The sequence below is a fragment of the Actinoplanes sp. CA-252034 genome, from assembly GCF_050956125.1.
GTDB lineage: Bacteria > Actinomycetota > Actinomycetes > Mycobacteriales > Micromonosporaceae > Actinoplanes.
On record NZ_CP191846.1, the window covers coordinates 10,237,458 to 10,256,300 of the forward strand.

Sequence of the window (18,843 nt, forward strand, 5' to 3'; positions counted from 1 at the left end):
CGCCGTCCTGGCGATGTTCTGTTCGGCGTTCCGTCGCCGTCACTGAGGCCGCTGTGGCACCGCCACGTCTCGATCTTCCCTGCTCTTGCACCGCGTTGTGAGGAAATCTCCGGAATCGGTGGTTATGCCATGGCTGGGGTCGGGTTCGGGTTGCGGTGCAAACCGGCCGCCGCACCACGTGCCTTCAGGCTCATCACGAACGCCAGCACCTTCGCCACCGCGCCGTAGAACTCCGCCGGGATCTCCTGACCGATCTCGCAGTTCTTCTCCAGCGTCCGGGCCAGCGGGATGTCCTGGACCATCGGGATCCGGTTCTCGGTGGCGATCTCGCGGATCTTCGCGGCCATCGGGCCCTTGCCCTTCGCCACCACCCGCGGTGCGCCCTTCTGCGGCTCGTACCGCAGGGCCACCGCGACGTGCACCGGGTTGACCACCACGACGTCCGCGGTCGGCACGTCGGCCATCTGCCGGTTCCGGGCCATGGCGTGCTGCTTGGCCCGGATCTGGGCCTTGATCAGCGGGTCGCCCTCGGTGTTCTTGTGCTCCTGCTTGACCTCCTCCTTGCTCATCCGCAGCTGCTTCTTGGTACGCCGTCGCACCACGAAGTAGTCCGCCGCCGCCATCACGATGCCGGCCGCCGCCGCTGCCCGGATCAACTGGATCGCCGCGTCGCTGACCACCCCGAGCAGCGTGACGAGCGGGAGCCGTCCGGCGTCCATCAGCACCGGAATCATGTCCTGCATCGTGAACCAGAGGACCAGCCCCAGCACGACCGTCTTGATCAGGGCCTTGAAGCCCTCCCAGAGCGCCTGCGGGCCGAGCATGCGCTTGATGCCGCTGAACGGGTTGAGCCGGTTGAACTTGGGGATGAAGAGCTTGGTGGCGACCCGGATGCCACCCTGCGCGGCGGCCGCCACGATGCCGACGGCCATCATGGTCAGTGCCAGCGGCAACACCGCCCAGGCGGCGCTCAACAGCGCCTCGCGGAGGATGGCGAGCCCCTTGCCGACGTCCGGTTCGACGATCGTGTCGGGGATCTTCTCCATCAACTCCTGGGCGTGCTCCATGGCCTGCGTCAGGGTGCGCGGCAACATGATGCTCGCGGCGAGCATGCCGACCCACGCCCCCAGGTCCTGGGTCTTACCGATCTGGCCCTCTTGCTTGGCCTTCTTGAGCTTTTGTTGTGTCGGTTCCTCAGTCTTCTCACCGGACATGTCTCACCTCCCCGCGCTCGTGACCCTCCCCCGCTTTTCGGCGTGGTTCAGCCCCCGCTGAGCCGGACCACCACGGTGACCGCCTTCTCGACGAGCGTGTCGAGCGCGCCCGGCAGCATCGCGATGGCGATACCGGAGAGCGTCACCACCAGGAAGATCTTGATAGGGAAACCGAGCTGGAACGCGTTGAGCGCGGGCGCGACCCGGTTCAGCAGACCCAGCGCCACGTCGGCGAGGAACAGCACGGCGATCAGCGGCCCGGCGATCTGGACAGCGGCCACGAACATCTCGCCGATCCCCTCCAGCAGCAGCCGGCTCAACGTCTCCGTCGAGAACGTGGCGTCCAGCGGGAGCGTACGGAAGCTCTGCAGGAACCCGCGCAGGATCATCTGGTGCCCGTCCCCGGCGAAGAGCAGGGTCAGCGCCACCAGGTTGTAGAAGCGGCCGAAGATCGAGGCGCTGCTCTGCGAGAACGGGTCGTACGTCGACGCCAGCGTGAACCCGCTGAAGAGGTCGAGCAGGTCGCCGGCGGCCTGGATGGCGGAGAAGAGCATGAGCGTGAAGAAGCCGAGCGACGCGCCGACGAAGACCTGCAGGGCGGCCGCGAAGATCAGATCCCGGGTCTCCAGGGACGGGACCGTGGTGGTCAGGTACGGCGCCATCGGCAGTGTCAGGCCAACCGAGAGCAGCGCTTTGACCTGTCCCGGGATGAGCCGGGAGTTCAGCGGCGGGCACACCATCATCCACGCGCCGGTCCGCACCGCTCCCAGCATGATCGCCAGGAACTGCGCGATGGCGATGTCGAAGCTCATCGTCTCAGTACGAGCCGACCAGCGCCGTGATGATCAGGGCCCACCCGTTGACCAGCACGAACAGCAACAGTTTGAACGGCAGCGCGATGGTGACAGGGGGCAGCATCATCATGCCCAGCGACATCAGTGACGCCGACACCACGAGGTCGATGATCAGGAAGGGGATGAAGATGACGAACCCGATGATGAACGCGGCCCGCAGCTCGGAGAGCACGAACGCCGGCACCAGCGTGGTCAGCGGGACCGCCTGGATGTTGGGCGGACGGTCCGCACCGGACACCTTGATGAGCAGCGCCAGCTCGTCCTCGCGGGTCACCTCGTACATGAACTCGCGCAGCGGCTCGACACCGTCCTTGAAGGCCTGTGACTGGGTCTTGTCGCCGGCCAGATAGGGCTGCACGCCCTCGTCGTTGATCGCCGACAGGGTCGGGCCCATGATGAACAGGCTCAGGAACAGGGCGAGGCCCGCGAGCACCTGGTTGGGCGGCATGGTGGTCAGCCCGAGCGCGTTGCGGGTGATGCCGAGGACCATGAAGACCTTGGTGAAGCACGTGCAGAGCAGCAGCAGCGCCGGGGCGACCGACAGCAGAGTCAGGCCGAGGACGATCACGAGCGACGCGGCCGGCCGGCTGCCGTCCGGGTTGGTGCCGTTGATCCGGATGTCGATGCTGGGTGGTGTCGGCGCGGGCGCGGCAGAAGCGGCCGTCGGCAGCATGATCAGGGTCGCCACCAGGATCAACAGCGAATACGCGCGGCGGACCATGTCATCGCCTCGTAGTCCGGTCACGGAGGAACTCGATGGTCGAGACCCACGTCTTCGGCGAGAGAAGGGAGCCGTCGAGCCGGCCGCCGAGGCTCCTCGGGTGCCGGCCCGGAAGCTTGGCGTGCAGGCCGTCCGACTCCAGCTCCATGTGGTCCCGGTGCTCCTCGGGCTCGGTCTCGAAGGCGTCGATGTCCGTCTCGCCGAGGAGGCTGACCTGCTGTTCGGTGATCCCCAGCACCAGTGCCCGATCCGCCACCCGGACGACCGCCACCGCCGACCCACGGCTCAGCTGCTGACGGTTGAGCACCGCGAGGATCCCCTCCCGGCGGCTCGTGTACGGCCGGCGGACGGCCTTCGCGAGCAGCCACATCAGCATCAGGACGACCAGCAGGGAGGCGATGACGCGCAGGGTGAGCGAGATCAAGGCGGTTACTCCGCGCCCGGCGAGACGATCTCGGTGATCCGGATACCGAAGTTCTCGTCCACCACGACGACCTCGCCCCGGGCGATCAGCCGCCCGTTGACCAGCAGGTCGGCCGGACTGCCCGCGGCCCGGTCCAGCTCGACGATCGCGCCGGGGGTGAGCGAGAGCAGCTCCCGCACGCTCATCCGGGTCCGGCCCAGCTCGGCCGACACCTCCATCTCGACGTCGTGCAGCATGTCCAGGCCGCCCCGGCCGGTGGCCATCCGGCTCGGCGCCGCCCGCTGGGCGATGTTCACCGCACCCGGGTCGTCGCCGGGCCACTGGCTCAGCGCGAGGGCGACCACCGCCCGTACCTCTGTCTCGTCCCGGAGGGGAACCGCGACCGAGCCGTCCTTGGCGGCCAGCGCGCTCAGCGCGACCTCCGGTTCCATCAGCTGGCCGGGGTCGAGGACCACCGGGCCGAAGACCCGTGCGGCCGCCTCGAGGGCGGGCCGCACGGCGGCGGTGAGGTCCAGCTCGCCGAGCGGGCTCTCCCGGAGTGCGTCCGCCAGGTCCTGGCCGACCACCACGAGGACCTCACCGGAGGCCGCGCCGGTGAACCGCGCCGTGATCGCCTGGCCCTCGATCACCGTCCCGGCGTCCGGTACGACCGGATCGCCGACCACCAGGGCTCGGCTGGTGGGCAGGACGGCCAGCGCGGCCTCGGCGGCGTTCCGGGCGAGCGCCATCTGAGGCGCGGTCATGGTGGGCGCTGTCATGGGCGGCCAGACTCCTTGGACGAGCTCTCGTTGGGCGACGGCACGACGAGACAGGCGAGCCGGGCGCCCTGGTTACCGGGAACTGCATGCGCGAACACGATGTCGTGAACGGTCACCTCGAGCGGCCGGCTGGTCGCGTGTCCGAGCGGGACCACGTCGCCGGGGCGCAGATCCACGATGTCATCGGTACGCATCCGAATGGGCTGAAATCGCACTGCTACGTCGATCGGAGCTGCGGAAAGTCCGGCCGTCAGGTTCCGCAGGGCGGTGTCCTTCGCCTGGCGTTCGGCGGCGCTCAACACGATCGCCTCGGTACGCGACAGCACCGGCAGGATCGTGTTGAACGGCAGGCAGAGGGTGGAGATGCACTCCTCCGCGCCGATCTTGGTCTCGAAGGAGGCCACCACCACGGCGTCGCCGGGCGCGTGGGCACGCAGGAACTGCGCGTTGTACTCGATCTCCTTGAGCTTCGGCGAGATGTCCACCATGCTCTCGAACCCGTAGCGCAGCTCGCCCAGCATGCGCTCCATCAGGCCGCGCAGCAGCGGCATCTCCACCTCGGTCAGCGGCCGCTCCGGCTGATTGCCGCCGGGGCCGCCGAGCATGTGATCTATCGCGGTCATCACCGCCGACTGGGCGATCTCCAGCAGGACCGTCCCGGGCAGCGGGTCCAGCGTGACCACACCGATGATCGTCGGGTTGGCGAGCGCGGCGACGTACTCGTCGTAGTTCAACTGCTCGATGGAGATCAGACTGACGTTGCTGACCGCCCGGAGCCGGGTGGTCAGCAGGGTGCCGCAGCTGCGCGCATAAGACTCGAAGACCATCTGCAGCGTACGGACGTGTTCGCGGGAGAGCTTGATGGGGCGCCGGAAGTCGTACGCGGTCGGGCCTCCGCTTTGGCCGCGACGTGACATCCTGCCGGGGGATCGCTGAGCGGTGGTCACGTCGTCCTCATCGGCTCACTTACCGAACCGCTGAGCCGTGGCGGCGTTTTCATCCAGTTCTCGCACCGATGGGCGGGTCCCCCTGGGGAGACCCGCCCGGCCGGCGCTGACTTACTGGGTGACGAAGGAGGTGTAGTAGATGTCCATGACCTCCTTGACGTCCTCCACCGTGTAGGTCTTGATGAGCTCGGTCAGCAGCTCTTCCTTGATCTTGGCGCGGCCCTCCGCGGTGGAGAGCTCGGCGATCGTGCGGCCGGTGTACTCGTCGATCACCAGCTGGTAGGCCTCGCTCAGGTCGATCGCGTGGTCACCGGACTCCTCGGTCTGCTGGATGGCGAAGCCGAGCTTCAGGTAGTGACCGTCGGCCAGGTTCACCGTGATGGTGCTCTCGGCGACCGTGACGATCCCCTTCTTCGGCTTCTCCTCAGCGGCCTCGGCTGAGTCTCCGCGGAGCATGAAGAACGCCCCGGCCCCACCACCACCCAGGACGACCAGCACGAGGGCGATGACGATCATCATCATCTTGTTGGACTTCTTCGGCGCCTCGGCCGTTTCCTTCTCGTCTGCCATGAGAACTCCCCTCGGTTCAGTCGTGCGTGGTGGTCGTGGTGGTGTGCTCGGTGGTGGTGCTCGGCGCCGTGGTCTCGCCCGACGCCTTCTGCTCGGCGGCGTACTCGGCGGTGGTCTGACCGGTGTGCAGCTTCCCGTCCGCGCCGGCCGCGGAGGGCAGCAGTGCGGCCTGGTCAGCGGTGAGCTGGGTCAGAACGACGACGTCCACCCGGCGGTTCATCTGGATCGAGCGCGGGTCCTTCGGGTCGATCAGCGGCTTGGTGTCGGAGAAGCCCACCGCGCTGAGCCGCTTCTTCGGCAGACCGTGGTCACCGAAGAACCGGACCGTGGTCGAGGCGCGCGCCGCGGACAGCTCCCAGCCGCTCGGGTAGAACGTGGTGCGGGCCTTGAGCTGGTTGGTGTGGCCGTCGACCTCGATGCTGTTGGGCAGGCCCGCCAGCGTCGGGGCGATCGCGCCGAGGATCTTCTCGCCACCGCTCTGCAGCTCCGCCCGGTTGCCGGCGAAGACCACCTCGTTGGTGACGATGGTGACGATCAGGCCCCGCTGGTCGATCGTGAACTTCGCGCTGCCGAGCATCTTCTGCGCCGCCAGTGCGTCGGCGATCTTCCGTTCGATGGCCTTCAGGTCCTCGGCCTCCTTGGCGGCTTTCTCCGCGTTGGCCGAGGCCTTCTTACGGTCCTCGGCCTTGATGGCCCGCTCGACCGCTTCCTTCTGCTTCTGGTTCAGGCCCTCGGTGCCCGAGCTGCCGTCACCGGGGTTGGAGCCCGGGTCGATCTGCACGACCTGTGCGTTGTTGGAGGCGCCGTCCAGCGGGGCGTAGTTACCGCTGAACGCCGCGCTCTTGGAGCCGAAGCCCTGTGACAGGCCCTGCGCCAACTGGGCGAACTTCTTCTGGTTCACGTCGCTCATCGAGAAGAGCACCACGAAGAGAACGAACAGCAGGGTCATCATGTCTGCGTACGACACGAGCCAGCGCTCGTGGTTGGCGTGCTCCTCGTGCTCCTCGTGCTTCTGCTTACGCTTGCCCCCGCCGGAACTCATCTAGGTCAGGCCGCCTTCTTGCTCGAGGCCGCAGCTTCGGCCTTCTTCATCTCGTCCGGGGGAAGCAGACTGCGGAGCTTCTGGGCGACCAGACGCGGGTTCGAGCCGGCCTGGATGGCCAGGACACCGTCGATGACCAGCTCCATCTCCTCGGCCTCGATCGCGCTCAGCCGGGCCAGGCGGGCACCCATCGGAAGAAGGATCATGTTGGCGCTCAGCACGCCCCAGAGGGTCGCGCAGAAGGCCGCGGCGATCGAGTGGCCGAGCGTCTCGGGCTTGTCCAGGTTCTCCATGACGAGCACCAGACCCATGACCGTGCCGATGATGCCGATGGTCGGCGCGTAACCACCCCAGGACTCGAAGAACTTCACGCCGGCCTTGTCGGCCTTCTTCTTGGCGGCGACCTCGGCGTGCAGGATGTCGTGCAGCTCGTCCGGGTCGGTGCCGTCGATCGCCAGCTGCAGGCCCCGCTTGAGGAAGGGGTGCTCGACGGTCTTGACGGCGTCCTCGAGGGCCAGCAGACCCTCGCGCCGGGCGCGCTCGGCCAGCTTCACGACGCTGTCGAGCAGCACGGCCGACGGGACGACCTTCTTGGTGAAGCCCTTCTTGAGCTGGTCACCGAAAGCCTTCGTGTCCTTCATGACGCCACCCGCCATGGCGGCGAAGAAGCCCCACCGAAGACCAGGAGCATCGACGGCCACAGCATGATCGAGGTGGGTGATCCGCCTTCGACGAGCTGCACCGTGAAGACCACGGCCAGTCCGGCGACGACACCGATAATGGTAGCGAGGTCCATCAGCGTTCCTTCCGGTGCAGCGGGAGCACCTTGGCGTCGAGCTCGTCATCCAAGGAGGACGAGGATGTGGTGAGAGCCGAGGGCTCGGGCTCCATGCGGCTCGCCTGGGCGATCAGCGAGGCGCGGTAGTGACGCACCGAGTCGATGAACTCGGGCACGGACTCGGCGATGACGTACTTGGTGCCGTCCACCAGGGTGACGACCGTGTCGGGCGTGCAGTCCACGCGCTCGACCAGATCGGGATTCAGGGCGAACACGGCACCGTTGATACGAGTTACGAGAATCAAGACAGTTCCGTCCTTGGGTCGTCCTTGGCTGGTGGGGCCGTCCGTGGCCCTTCGCCTGTTACTTCGGCCCGATCCCGGTTGCCGATGAGATCGAGGCGGTCGCGATCCGGGTGCGAAGCGCTCACCCGACCAGATCGCACGAACGGCCGGGACGGGCACGTTCGCCCGTCCCGGCCGCCCGGGTGCTGTCGCCTACCGCTTCATGCTGACGAGCTCCTGGAGGATCTCGTCGGAGGTCGTGATGATGCGGCTGTTGGCCTGGAAGCCGCGCTGAGCGACGACCAGGTTGGTGAACTCCTGCGCGAGGTCGACGTTGGACATCTCCAGCGCGCCGGAGATGACCTGACCCATGCCGGCACTGCCGGGTTCGCCGACCTGGGCGTACCCGGAGTTGACCGTGGTTCGGAACAGTGAGTTGCCGACCTTCTCCAGGCCGTTGACGTTCTTGAAGGTCGCCATCGCGACCTGGCCCAGCGTTTGCTTCAGGCCGTTGCTGTAGACGCCGATGATCTCCCCGCTGTCGGACACGGTGTAGGAGAGCGAGGTGAGAGCGCCGGCCGTCTGGCCGTCGGTGTCGAACACGCGCGCGTCGGTGTTGCCCGAGTACGACGTGACGTCGCTCAGATCGACCGTGTACGGGGGGTTCGCACCGACCGAGATGGTCTTCAGGATGTTGAGCGGGTCGTCCTCGGGCGCGGTGTTGTCGATGACCGGCTTGCCGTTCTGGAACTGGACGTCGACCGAGGGGCCGACCAGGGGCAGCGGGGTCAGCGGGTCGCCGTCGTCCTCACCGAGCAGTTGCACGCGCCAGGTCGAGATCGGCGGGTCCTGCGTGTTGTCCATCGCGGTCCGGGTGAACTTCGCGGTGACCGTGTGGGTGCCGCCCTGCTCGTCGAAGACCTTCACCGGAATGGTGGTGATGTAGCCCGGCCGCGCGACGGGGTCGGACGGGTCCTCGACCCCGTAGTTGTCCTTGTCGTTGACGTCCGGGATGTTGTCGCTGCTCAGGTTGCCCTTGAGAGTCATCGTCGTGGTGCGCTCCGGCGGGATGGTCGCGCCGAGCGGCATCCGGATGTCTCCCGGCTTGGCGGCCGAGTTGACCTTGCCGTCCACCGCGGTCCAGCCCTGCACCGGCTCACCTGTCGACGTGGCGAGCACGCCGTTCGCGTCGAAGAAGAACGAGCCGGCCCGGGTGTAGAGGCTCTCGTTGCCGCTGCGGGTGATGAAGAACCCGTCGCCCTGGATCATCATGTCGCCGGACTTGCCGGTGGTCTGCGCCGAGCCCTGGCTGAAGTTCGCCGTGATACCGCCGACCCGCACACCGAGGCCGACCTGCGCCGGGTTGGTGCCGGCCATGCCGTCCTGGGGGGAGCCGCCCGCACCCATCATCTGGCTCAGGGTGTCGTTGAACTGCACCTGGGACGACTTGTAGCCGGTGGTGTTGACGTTCGCGATGTTGTTACCCGTGACGTCGATCATCCGCTGGTGAGCGTTGAGGCCGCTGATGCCGGAATAGAGAGAACGCAGCATTAAGAACTGTCCTTACGCTTTGGAGGGGAAGGGCGATCGGATGGGTCAGGCGGTCTTGGAGTCGGTGACTTCCGTGACCTTGGACAGCTGCACATCCGTGTTCCCGACCTTGAGCGTCGGTTCGCTGTCTCCATTGAGCTTTGCCGCAGTGATCACGCCGGTCTGTGTCGCACCGGTGTCGTCCATGTACGTGACCGTCTTGCCGACCAGGGAGCTGGCGCCGATCATGCGCTGCGACTGCAGCATGCCGATCATGTCTTCCAGCTTCTCGACCTGCGTGAACTGGGCGGTCTGCGCCAGGAACGCGGTCGAGTCGGCGGGTTTGGTGGGGTCCTGATACTTCAGCTGAGCGACCAGGAGCTTCATGAAGGTGTCCTTGTCGCCGAGCGATTTGCTCTTGGCCTCGGCGGCTTTGGCCGCAGCCACGGCCTTCGTAGGATCGGCTCCGGTTGGTCCGGACATCGGTGAGGTCATCGACTTCTCCTGTCCCGTAGCAGGCTCAACCTAAGCTTCGGCCCGGCCCTGGATTTGCTTAGACAGAAATTTGCGGGCCCGCCATCCGGCGGGCCCGCAACGGGAGATCTTCAAATTTGTACGCCTTCGGCGGATCTGTCGGGTCAGGGCGCGAGGGAGAGGCTGAGCTTTCCCTTGCCGTACCGGTTGACCTCGACCGACAGGTCGAGACGCCGGCCCAGGGCGAGCAGGACGGCGCGCGCGTCGGCCGGCAGCTCCTGCTTCGGGTAGATCACCTGATGAAGCTTCACATGCGGCGATCCCTCCTTGTTGAGAAGGCTGGTGAAGATGTTGCACAGCTCGAAGACGTTCTCCGCCAGGTTCGGGAAGAGCTGCTTCTCATCGATGCTGTCCTCGGCGGCGCCGGCCGGCAGCAGACCGAGCGCGGCGCCCGCGTTGGCGGCGAGGCTGAGCGTCATGCCCATCACCGCGAAGATCTTCTGGCCGTTGTCGGTGAAGATCGCACAGGTGGTGAGAGGCACCTCGGGCGCGCCGATCGGGTCGCCGGGGCTGACCGTCACCTCCCGACCGAGAAGGTCCTCGAAAAGGTTACGTACGGCTAGAGAGCCGGGAAGAACCGAGACGTCTGACATGTCTTAATCATCCCAAAATAGGAGCGAACACTTCGTCGAATCGCTCAGCGGTGAAGGGTTTGACGATGAAGAACGCCGCGCCGGCGCCTTCGGCGGCTGACTTCATCTCCGGAGTGCTCTCCGAGGTCACGAAGCCGAACTTGACGTTGTTGCCGGCGGCACGAAGCTGACGCAGCACCTCGATACCGGTCATCTGCGGCATGTTCCAGTCGGAGATCACCAGGTCCGGCTTCTCCGTGCCGACCATGTCGAACGCCTCCTTGCCGTCCGCGGCCTCCACCAGGTCGTGATCCCCGAACCCGGCCTGTCGCAGGGTCCGGACGACGATCTGCCGCATCACCCGGCTGTCATCGGCGATGAGGATCTTCATGCACCCTCCTCCTTGTTGTCGCTGCTGCTCTGCCACATCGAAATGGACACCGGTTCGCCTTCCCACGTCCCGTACACGCCGCTGATGCGCTCGGTGTTCGGGAATCGCGCCGAAGCCTCCGGCGCGAGTACCACCTGCGGGAGCGACAACTGCGCCCCCGGCGGCAACATGGCTTTGACGTTGCCACCGACGATGTTGGCCAGTTCACCGAGCGTGTCGGACATGTCCTCCTCACTCACTTCCTCAAGCTCCATGGCGAGGAAGGCGGCCGCGGCGCGCTGGGCGGCGGCACGGGAGGACGCGTACACGACGTGCCCGGACCAGGACCCGGTGATCGATACCGAGGAGTGCACCTCGGAAGGCTGGTTTTCGTCGTACGTCGGGATCAGCGGACTGACCCCCTCGGGGTCCAGGTATGACTCCCATACCTGCTCCACCATCTCGGCGAGGTCACTCTCGTCGACCTCGACTTCGACACTCATGAGTTCGCTCCGGTCGGGACGAGGCCCAGCAGGGCCAGCTTTTCGATCATGGCGCCTTCGGTGAAGGGCTTGATCACATATTCGTGGGCGCCCGCGGCGAGCGCCCGGACGATCTGGCTCTGTTCGCTCTCGGTGGTGACCATCACGAGCGTCATCTCCCGCAGTCGCGGGTCGGCCCGGACCTTGGTGACGAATTCGAGCCCGTTCATGTTGGGCATGTTCCAGTCGATGAGGGCCAGCTCCGGCACCTCCGTCATGTCGGCCAGAAGGTCCATCGCCTCCTTGCCGTCCCCGGCCTCCACCGCCTCGAAGTTGAGCTTCGTGACAATGCGCTTGAGGATCATTCGCATCGCGCGCGAGTCGTCGATAACCATGGCACGCATCGGCGTCATCCCCTTCTCGCGGCGCCGGCCGGCGCCGCTGTACGAGACCGGTAGGCAGAGGTGCGCCCGGCGGCCACCCGTTCGTAGTTGTCGTCGATCCCGATCGTGGTCTCGGCAGCACCGAGGAAGAGCAACCCGTCCGGGCGCAGGATCTTGGCAGCGTTCTGCAGCACCTGACGCTTGGTGGCGACGTCGAAGTAGATGAGCACGTTCCGCAGGAAGATCACGTCGAACGGCTGCATCGGAGGGAAGGGCGCAGTCAGGCTCATGTGCTTGAACGACACGTTCTTGCGCAGCGCCGGGATGATCCGCCAGTGCGCGCCGGCCCGCTCGAAATACTGCACGAGCTGTGTGGCGGCCAGACCCCGGTTCACCTCGACCTGGCTGTACTCGGCCTTTTGCGCCCGCTCCACCATGGCGGTGGAGATGTCGGTACCGAGGATCTCGTACGTCCATCCGGCGGGCAGGTTCTCCTGCAGCGTGATGGCCAGGCTGTACGCCTCCTGCCCACTGGAACTGGCCGCGGACCAGAAGCGCAGCTTGCGCACGGTGGCCCGGGACTTGATCAGTTCCGGCAGGACGACGTCGGTGAGAGCGGCGAACGGCTCACGGTCGCGGAAGAACGAGGTCTCGTTGGTGGTGAGCGCGTCGATGATCTTGCGCTGGTGCGTCGGGTTCGGGCGCCTCTGCAGGTCACCGATGAACTCGTTGACGTTGGGTGCCCCGACCGCCCGGGCGACCGGGATGAGCCGGGCCTCGACCAGGTACTCCTTACCCGGCGCGAGGACGATGGACGCCTCTTTGCGCACCAGGTTGGAGACGAAGGAGAACTCCGCTTGCGACAGGGTCATCGGGCCACCGCCGGCGACCGGCCCACCCGGACGCGGTTGATCAGGGCCCCCGCGATCCGGTCCAGCGGCAGCACCTCGTCGGCCAGTCCGGCGGCCACGACGGCGCCGGGCATGCCCCAGACCACCGAGGTCGCCTCGTCCTGCGCCAGCACCTCGGCGCCGGAGTCTCGTAGCACCTTCGCACCACCTCGTCCGTCTTGTCCCATTCCGGTGAGAATCGTGGCGAAGCACGACCCGCCGTACAGAGCGGCCACCGACCGGAACATCACGTCCACCGCCGGCCGGCACGAGTTCTCCTGCGGCCCGTTGTTGAGCTGGGTCATCGTCGCCGTCCCCCGGCGCTGGAACACCAGATGCCGGTCACCCGGGGCGATGTAGACCGTCCCGGCGGTGAGCTCCATGCCCTCGCCGGCTTCCACCACCTTCAGGGGTGTGCTGCGATCCAGCCGCTCGGCGAACATCTTGGTGAACACAGGCGGCATGTGCTGGGTGATCACGATCGGGACGGGCAGGTCTGCCGGCAGCCCGAGCAGCACCTTGGTGAGAGCGTCCGGTCCTCCGGTGGACGAGCCGATCGCCAGGATGTCGATCTTCCCGCCGGGGCTGCGCTTGGCCGCGGGCCGCGCCGGAGCCGTGGGGCCGGCGCCCGGGCGCGCGGGGGCTCCGGGTGGGGAGCCGGGTCGCAGCGGGGCGGGACCGGCGGGGCGCAATCCGGCCGGTGCGGGCCCGCGGCTCGGCGGTCCGGCCGGCGGACGGCGGCGGCCACCGAGCGCATGGATCTTCGGTACGAGCTGCTCGCGTACCGCCATCATCGACTCCTGCACGGAGCCGACGTTGCTGGGCTTGGTGACGTAGTCGGTGGCGCCGGCGGAGAGCGCCTCCAGCGTGGCCGTCGCGCCCGCCGCCGAGAGCGTGCTGAACATGATCACCGGAGTGTTGTGGCGTTTGCGCAGCTCGCGCACTGCCTCGATGCCGTCCATCTGCGGCATCTCGATGTCCATCGTGATCACGTCGGGTTTGAGCTGATCGATCTTCGCCTGTGCGAGCAAGCCGTTCGCGGCAGTGCCGACGACCTGGATGCCCGGCGCCTCGCCGAGAGCATCGACGATCAGTCGTCGTACCACCACGGAATCGTCGACGACGAGAACCGAGATCATTCGACCACTCCCTTCAACCGAGCCAGGCCGGGCCGAGCGCCGCGACCACCGGAGCGAGCAGCCGGTGAGCCGTGGCGGTGTCCAGCAAATCGCGCACCACCAGCGCCTGAACCGCGCCGCTGAGCATGTTCCAGACCCCTCCGGCACGATCTGCCAGCGGAATCCCGGCCGTATCCACCGCCTGCACCAGAAGCATCTGGGCGGCGGCAGCGGTACGGACCCGGTCTGAGAGGTATGCCGCCCACGACGCCGAGTGCACGGCGGGCGACCAGCCGGCGGTGTTGCGCCGGGCATCGTCGGCTGCGGTGGAGACGCGTTGACGGTCCTCCAGTCGCAGCGTGCGTAGCCGGTCCAGCAGGGCCGAGACCGTGTAGTGGTGCGGTCCCAGGTCGATCGGTGGGCCGGACGGCAGCTTCCGCACCGCCGAGACCCACCCGGCGCCGAGCCGGCGGCGGGTCTCCTCGTCCAGCACCTCACGCAGGTAGCTGGCGACCGCGGCGTCACAGAGCAGAGCCGTCGCGGCGGCCGCGTCCTCGCTCTGCCGGGCGTCGCGTCCGGTGCCCTCCCACGTCCACGACATCACGTCGTAGCGAAGGCAGGTCAGCAGCGCGTCCACCGAGCCGATCGGCGCGCGCTCGACCAGGGCGAGGTTTCCGGCCGGATCGTCTTTCGACATGCCCTTGAGCGTGGGCATCCGCCGTGCGGCGGACTCCACCTCGACCCACAATGGCCCGCGCACGTTCTCGTCGGGCAGCCGCTCGGCGAGCACCGGTAGGTCCCCGCTCTGCAGTCGCAGGGCGCGCAGCATCACCTCGGCCGCGGCCGGCCCGCCCTCCAGGCGGGTCAGGTCGAAGCCCAGCACGGGGGCACTGACCAGGCTGTACATCAGTTCGTAGCGCGGTAGGTATCGACGGCCTGATTGACGTCGAGAGCCAACATCAACCGCCCGTCCAGCTTGAACGTGCCGACCACGAGCTCCCTCGTGGGACCGCTCAGCGTGTCCGGTGGGGGCTCGAAAGTCTCGTCGTCCAGATCGACCACCTCGCCGATCTTGTCCACCAGCAGTGACACCGGCTCCCCGTCACCCCGCAGGATGACGTTCATGACCGGTCCCTGCAGCGCCTGCCGGGCCAGGCCCAGCTGCACCCGCAGGTCCACCGCGGCGATCACCTGACCGCGAAGGTTGAACAGGCCACCGACCGCGGGCGGCGCCAGCGGCACCGGCGTGTACTCGTTGTACGAGAGCACCTCCTGCACCGTGTGCACCTCGACCCCGAAGAGCTGGCCGTCCACCTCGAAAGTGGCGAACTGACGACTCGCCATGTCAGGCCTCCACCAGCATGTCGTCCATCGAATCGCTGTAGAAGTTCGGGTCGGCGGCGAGGATGGCCCGGCGCACGTCGAGCAGCTCGGTGACCCGCTGCTGGATCACGGCGGTACCGACCAGGCCGTCCTCCTCCGCGTCGCGGCGTGCGGTGGTCGAGTTCTCGGCGATGTCCACGATCCGGTCCACGACGAGCGCCACGCTCTTTCCGCCCTCGCTGTAGACGACCACCGAGACCGTGTCGCCCTCCAGCTCCTCGCCGTACGCCCCGAGCAGGTGCGACAGCCGCACCAGAGGCAGGATCTGACCGCGGTACTGGACCACCTCGCGGGAGCCGGCGTGCTCGATCCGGTCGCGCGGGAACTCCTCCAGGCGCGTGACGGTGTCCAGCGGGATCGCCACCCGGCGCTCGCCGACCGCGGTGACCAGCAGGCGCTCGGTGCCACCGCCTTGCTGACCGCGCTTGTCCGCGACGGTCTCGCGTTCCGAGTCGACGGCGAGGTGCGAGCGGCGGGCCAGCGAGGACACGTCCAGGATCAGACCCACCTTGCCGTCACCCAGGATGGTCGCTCCGGCGTACAACCCGATGTCCTTGAATCTGGTGTTGAGGGCCTTGACGACGACCTCTTCGGTGTTCAGCACCCGGTCGACGACCAGGCCGAACCGCCGGCCGTCGGCCTGCAGCACCATGATGTAGACGCCCTGGTCGCCGCCGACCTCCAGGCCGAGCGCCCGGTCCAGGCGGACCAGCGGGAGCAGTTTGCCGCGCAGCCGGTAGACGGGCGCGCCGGAGGCGTACTCGACCTTCGTGGTGTTGCCGTCGATGAAGACCAGCTCCAGCACCGCGACCTGCGGGACGACGTAGCGCTGATCCGCGCAGTCGACGGTGAGGGCCTGGATGATGGCGAGCGTCAGCGGGATGGTGAGCCGCCAGACGGTGCCCTCGCCGGGCGTCGAGTCGACGCTGACCGCTCCGCCGATGTTCTCGATGTTGGTCTTGACCACGTCCATGCCGACGCCACGGCCGGAGACGTTGGTGACCTTGGCGGCGGTGGAGAAGCCGGGCTGGAACACCATCGCCATGATGTCGCGCTTGTCCATGTTCGGAATCTGCTCCGGCCGGAGCAACCCGTTCTCCACGGCCTTCTGCGCGATGCGTTCGACGTTCAGGCCGGCGCCGTTGTCGGCGACCTCGACCGCGACGTGCCCGCCCTCGTGGTAGGCACGGAGTGTGAGCGTGCCTTCCGGGTCCTTGCCGGCCGCGATTCGCCGCTCCGGCTCCTCGATGCCGTGGTCGACGGCGTTGCGGACGAGGTGGGTCAGCGGGTCCTTGACCGCTTCCAGGAGGCTTCGGTCGAGCTCGGTCTCCTTGCCCTGCATCTCCAGCGCGACCTGCTTGCCGAGCGAGTTGCTGAGGTCCCGGACGACTCGGGGCAGCTTCGACCAGATGTGCTCGATGGGCTGCATCCGGGTCTTCATGATGCCCTCTTGCAGCTCACTGGTGATCATGCCGAGCCGCTGGGCGCTGCGGACCAGACCGGAGTCGCCGATCTCCATCACGCCGCGGACCAGCTGGTTCCGCGCGAGAACCAGCTCGCCAACCATGTTCAGCAGGGTGTCGAGCAGATCGACGTCCACCCGGATCGCGCTGTCGGCGATGCTCCGCTTCGGGGCCTGGGACTGCAGCGCCTCGCTGACCGCGGCCGGCTGCGCCTTGCCCTCCTCGAGCAGGATCGTGCCGAGTTTGCGCTCGTCGCCCTCGATCTGCTGCTGCAGAGCCGAGGCGACGTCGGAGGGCTGGGCGGCGCCGGCGTCGACGAGCATCTGGCCGAGCGGCTGACGCTGGTCGGAGACCGGCTCAGGGGCCGGGCGCGCGGCCGCCCCTTCCTGCTCGACGCTCGCCGGGGCCTCGGCCTCGGCGACCGGTGCGGCCTCGGCGGCGGGAGCGGCCGCGGGAGCCGCAGCGGCGTCCGTCGGCACGTCCATCTGCGCCTTGATCCGGACGATCATGCTCTCGATGTCGACCTCGGCCTCGGACCCGTTCTCCTCGATCGAGGCGAGGATGGACCGCACGCCGTCGATGCAGACCAGCAGGACGGTGATGGTGTCCGGGGTGACCGGCTGGACGCCGTCGCGAAGACGGGAGAGCAGGGACTCACCGGCGTGCGCCAGCTTCTCCAGACGGGAGAACGCCAGGAACCCACTGGTGCCCTTGATCGTGTGGATCGCCCGGAAGATCCGGGAGATCAGGTCACGCGAGGCCGGCTCCTGTTCGAGGCTGACGAGGTCCCGGTCGATCTGGTCCAGGTTCTCGTGGCTCTCCATGAGGAATTCGCCGACGATCTCGCCAAGGTCTTCCACGGCTTTGCTACCTCCTGCTCGGCTTCACTGCCCTCATCGACCCCTCGGGGCACCAACTGAGAAGATCGCCCGGTACGCCGGAATGATCAGGAATCCCCGCCCGGGCGGCGGTAGCGATAGCCGAACCCGCGCACCGATTCGATCGGCGACTCGTCCGGGTCGGACCAGCCGAGCTTGCGTCGCAGGCGCAGCACCGCGAACTTGACCCGCTCCTGGCCGATGCCGGTCGGGTCGTCCCAGGCCTGGGTCAGCAACTGGTTCGGCGAGAGGACCGCACCGGCATGTCGCACCAGCGCGTTGAGCAGGCGGAACTCGGTCGGAGTGAGGCGCTTCTCCTCACCCTTGACGTAGACCCGGCGCTTGGTCGGGTCGAGATGCACCAGGCCGTCGTCGTAGACCTGGCTGGCCCAACTGTTCTGCCCGGAGGACGAGCGCCGCAGCAGCGCCTCCACCCGGGCCAGCAGCTCGTTGTTGGCGAACGGCTTGGTCAGGTAGTCGTCGGCACCGCCCCGGAGGCCGCGCACCTTCTCCGCTTCCTGACCATGGGCGGTGAGGACCAGCACCGGCACATCCGAGACGTCCCGCAGCCGCTCCAGCACCTGCCAGCCGTCCATCTCCGGCAGGCCGACGTCGAGCACCACCAGATCGGGGTGCTCGGCGTAGGCCTCTTTCAGCCCGGAGCGGCCGTCGGCGGCGTGCGCCACCTCATAACCGGCCCGGCTGAACAGCAACCGGAGAGCGAGTGCGATGTCCGGGTCGTCCTCGACCACGAGTAGGCGACTCATCGTGTACTCACCCTGTCCCTAACCCGCACTGGCGGCGCAAAACCACCATATAGCGTGATGTCACCGCCTATTTACGGACAGTGACAGTCTAGCGCCGGGTGACGGGGTCCGAGCCGGTCCGCAAGGATCCGCCGAGACGGGCCGAAAGCCGGATTCTCCAGCGGCCCGACCAGGACAGCCCTACAGCCTGACATTTCCCGTACGGCTTATCGCCCTTTCCGCGAAAGATGTGACACGCCGCGAGGTACGGGGTGCGATAGCCGTGACGGGCGATAGGCGCCCGGTCAATGCGTTCCGGGAGGCAACCCGTGTTCGACCTGGTGGTACGACGCGTCGCCATGCTCGCGGCGGCACCCGCGCTGTTCGCGCTCTCCGCACCGGCTCTGGCCAACGGACCGTTCCTCCCGCCGCGCCCCCAGCAGACCCCGCCGACGACCGCCACGGCCGAGCCCGCTCCCCGGGCGACGCCCTCGCTCAACCCGACGCAGATCCGGGCCCGTGCCGTGATGGTGCAGGTGGTCCGCCTGACCAACGCGGAACGCAAGGAGGCCGGCTGTCCCCTGCTGACCGTCGACGGGCAACTGGTCACCGCTTCCCTGCGGCAGAGCAACTACATGGCCCGGACCAGACTGTTCAGTCACGTGTGGCGGGACGGCTCCACCTTCGTCGACCGCAGCCAGGACTCCGGTTACCGGCAGCCGGCCGGCGAGAACATCGCCTGGGGCTATCGCACCGCGCCCGAGGTGATGAAAGCGTGGATGGCCAGCCCCGGGCACCGCCACAACATCCTCAACTGCAAGGCCAAGTCGTTCGGCGCGGGAGTGGCCTTCGCGGTCGACGGCACGCCTTATTACACCCAGGTCTTCGGCTGGGAGTGAGAC

24 protein-coding genes are annotated in these 18,843 nt (G+C 67.5%); 1 reads left to right on the forward strand and 23 read right to left on the reverse strand.

What is annotated here, in order from left to right; genetic code table 11:
* Positions 1-122: 122 nt before the first annotated feature.
* From ACQPZW_RS46325 to ACQPZW_RS46435, 23 genes are all read right to left on the reverse strand, one after another.
* Positions 123-1,214, reverse strand: a complete 1,092-nt coding sequence (locus ACQPZW_RS46325; RefSeq protein ID WP_433792343.1) for an EscU/YscU/HrcU family type III secretion system export apparatus switch protein — start codon at positions 1,212-1,214, stop codon at positions 123-125.
* Positions 1,215-1,261: 47 nt separating this feature from the next.
* Positions 1,262-2,026, reverse strand: a complete 765-nt coding sequence (locus tag ACQPZW_RS46330; RefSeq protein ID WP_433792344.1) for a flagellar biosynthetic protein FliR — start codon at positions 2,024-2,026, stop codon at positions 1,262-1,264.
* A gap of 4 nt (positions 2,027-2,030) precedes the next feature.
* Positions 2,031-2,813 (reverse strand): flagellar type III secretion system pore protein FliP, encoded by a 783-nt coding sequence (gene fliP, locus ACQPZW_RS46335; RefSeq protein WP_433792345.1) that lies wholly within the window; start codon positions 2,811-2,813, stop codon positions 2,031-2,033.
* The gene (locus ACQPZW_RS46340; protein ID WP_433792346.1) at positions 2,791-3,213 is read right to left on the reverse strand and encodes a flagellar biosynthetic protein FliO; all 423 of its coding nucleotides are present in this window, start codon (positions 3,211-3,213) and stop codon (positions 2,791-2,793) included. Before ACQPZW_RS46340 ends, fliP begins: the two co-directional genes overlap by 23 nt.
* A 5-nt stretch (positions 3,214-3,218) precedes the next feature.
* A complete protein-coding gene (fliN, locus tag ACQPZW_RS46345) occupies positions 3,219-3,971 on the reverse strand; it encodes a flagellar motor switch protein FliN (RefSeq protein ID WP_433792347.1) in 753 nt (250 codons plus the stop codon).
* Positions 3,968-4,798 carry a flagellar motor switch protein FliM gene (locus tag ACQPZW_RS46350; RefSeq protein ID WP_433792348.1) on the reverse strand — a complete coding sequence of 277 codons (831 nt, stop codon included), beginning with the start codon at positions 4,796-4,798 and terminating at the stop codon, positions 3,968-3,970. Before ACQPZW_RS46350 ends, fliN begins: the two co-directional genes overlap by 4 nt.
* A 231-nt stretch (positions 4,799-5,029) precedes the next feature.
* Positions 5,030-5,488, reverse strand: a complete 459-nt coding sequence (locus tag ACQPZW_RS46355; RefSeq protein WP_433792349.1) for a flagellar basal body-associated FliL family protein — start codon at positions 5,486-5,488, stop codon at positions 5,030-5,032.
* Between the two features lie 16 nt (positions 5,489-5,504).
* Positions 5,505-6,530 (reverse strand): flagellar motor protein MotB, encoded by a 1,026-nt coding sequence (locus tag ACQPZW_RS46360; protein ID WP_433792350.1) that lies wholly within the window; start codon positions 6,528-6,530, stop codon positions 5,505-5,507.
* A 5-nt stretch (positions 6,531-6,535) separates the two neighbouring features.
* A complete protein-coding gene (locus tag ACQPZW_RS46365) occupies positions 6,536-7,171 on the reverse strand; it encodes a motility protein A (RefSeq protein ID WP_433792351.1) in 636 nt (211 codons plus the stop codon).
* Positions 7,168-7,326, reverse strand: a complete 159-nt coding sequence (locus tag ACQPZW_RS46370; protein ID WP_433792352.1) for a hypothetical protein — start codon at positions 7,324-7,326, stop codon at positions 7,168-7,170. The genes ACQPZW_RS46365 and ACQPZW_RS46370 overlap by 4 nt, the downstream gene beginning before the upstream one ends.
* The gene (locus ACQPZW_RS46375; RefSeq protein WP_433792353.1) at positions 7,326-7,583 is read right to left on the reverse strand and encodes a flagellar FlbD family protein; all 258 of its coding nucleotides are present in this window, start codon (positions 7,581-7,583) and stop codon (positions 7,326-7,328) included. Before ACQPZW_RS46375 ends, ACQPZW_RS46370 begins: the two co-directional genes overlap by 1 nt.
* Before the next feature lie 222 nt (positions 7,584-7,805).
* Positions 7,806-9,143 carry a flagellar hook protein FlgE gene (locus ACQPZW_RS46380; protein ID WP_433792354.1) on the reverse strand — a complete coding sequence of 446 codons (1,338 nt, stop codon included), beginning with the start codon at positions 9,141-9,143 and terminating at the stop codon, positions 7,806-7,808.
* Between the two features lie 45 nt (positions 9,144-9,188).
* Positions 9,189-9,617: a flagellar hook assembly protein FlgD gene (locus ACQPZW_RS46385; RefSeq protein ID WP_433792355.1), complete on the reverse strand. Its 429-nt coding sequence runs from the start codon at positions 9,615-9,617 to the stop codon at positions 9,189-9,191.
* Positions 9,618-9,760: 143 nt separating this feature from the next.
* Positions 9,761-10,249: a hypothetical protein gene (locus tag ACQPZW_RS46390; RefSeq protein ID WP_433792356.1), complete on the reverse strand. Its 489-nt coding sequence runs from the start codon at positions 10,247-10,249 to the stop codon at positions 9,761-9,763.
* Between the two features lie 7 nt (positions 10,250-10,256).
* Positions 10,257-10,619, reverse strand: a complete 363-nt coding sequence (locus ACQPZW_RS46395; RefSeq protein WP_433797838.1) for a response regulator — start codon at positions 10,617-10,619, stop codon at positions 10,257-10,259.
* Complete coding sequence (locus ACQPZW_RS46400) at positions 10,616-11,101, reverse strand: chemotaxis protein CheX (protein ID WP_433792357.1); 486 nt, start codon at positions 11,099-11,101, stop codon at positions 10,616-10,618. Before ACQPZW_RS46400 ends, ACQPZW_RS46395 begins: the two co-directional genes overlap by 4 nt.
* Entirely contained in the window at positions 11,098-11,493 is a 396-nt protein-coding gene (locus tag ACQPZW_RS46405; protein ID WP_043533206.1) for a response regulator, read from the reverse strand. Before ACQPZW_RS46405 ends, ACQPZW_RS46400 begins: the two co-directional genes overlap by 4 nt.
* Positions 11,490-12,335: a CheR family methyltransferase gene (locus ACQPZW_RS46410; RefSeq protein WP_433792358.1), complete on the reverse strand. Its 846-nt coding sequence runs from the start codon at positions 12,333-12,335 to the stop codon at positions 11,490-11,492. The genes ACQPZW_RS46405 and ACQPZW_RS46410 overlap by 4 nt, the downstream gene beginning before the upstream one ends.
* Positions 12,332-13,492, reverse strand: a complete 1,161-nt coding sequence (locus ACQPZW_RS46415; protein ID WP_433792359.1) for a protein-glutamate methylesterase/protein-glutamine glutaminase — start codon at positions 13,490-13,492, stop codon at positions 12,332-12,334. The genes ACQPZW_RS46410 and ACQPZW_RS46415 overlap by 4 nt, the downstream gene beginning before the upstream one ends.
* Positions 13,493-13,505: 13 nt before the next feature.
* The gene (locus ACQPZW_RS46420; protein ID WP_433792360.1) at positions 13,506-14,378 is read right to left on the reverse strand and encodes a hypothetical protein; all 873 of its coding nucleotides are present in this window, start codon (positions 14,376-14,378) and stop codon (positions 13,506-13,508) included.
* Positions 14,378-14,815, reverse strand: coding sequence for a chemotaxis protein CheW (locus ACQPZW_RS46425; RefSeq protein WP_093619555.1), 438 nt, complete (start codon positions 14,813-14,815; stop codon positions 14,378-14,380). Before ACQPZW_RS46425 ends, ACQPZW_RS46420 begins: the two co-directional genes overlap by 1 nt.
* A gap of 1 nt (position 14,816) precedes the next feature.
* Entirely contained in the window at positions 14,817-17,177 is a 2,361-nt protein-coding gene (locus ACQPZW_RS46430) for a chemotaxis protein CheW (protein WP_433792361.1), read from the reverse strand.
* A gap of 86 nt (positions 17,178-17,263) precedes the next feature.
* Positions 17,264-17,962 carry a response regulator transcription factor gene (locus ACQPZW_RS46435; protein ID WP_433792362.1) on the reverse strand — a complete coding sequence of 233 codons (699 nt, stop codon included), beginning with the start codon at positions 17,960-17,962 and terminating at the stop codon, positions 17,264-17,266.
* 308 nt (positions 17,963-18,270) lie between these two features.
* Between ACQPZW_RS46435 and ACQPZW_RS46440 the strand changes: the two genes are divergently transcribed.
* A complete protein-coding gene (locus tag ACQPZW_RS46440) occupies positions 18,271-18,840 on the forward strand; it encodes a CAP domain-containing protein (RefSeq protein ID WP_433792363.1) in 570 nt (189 codons plus the stop codon).
* The last annotated feature ends 3 nt before the right edge of the window (positions 18,841-18,843 follow it).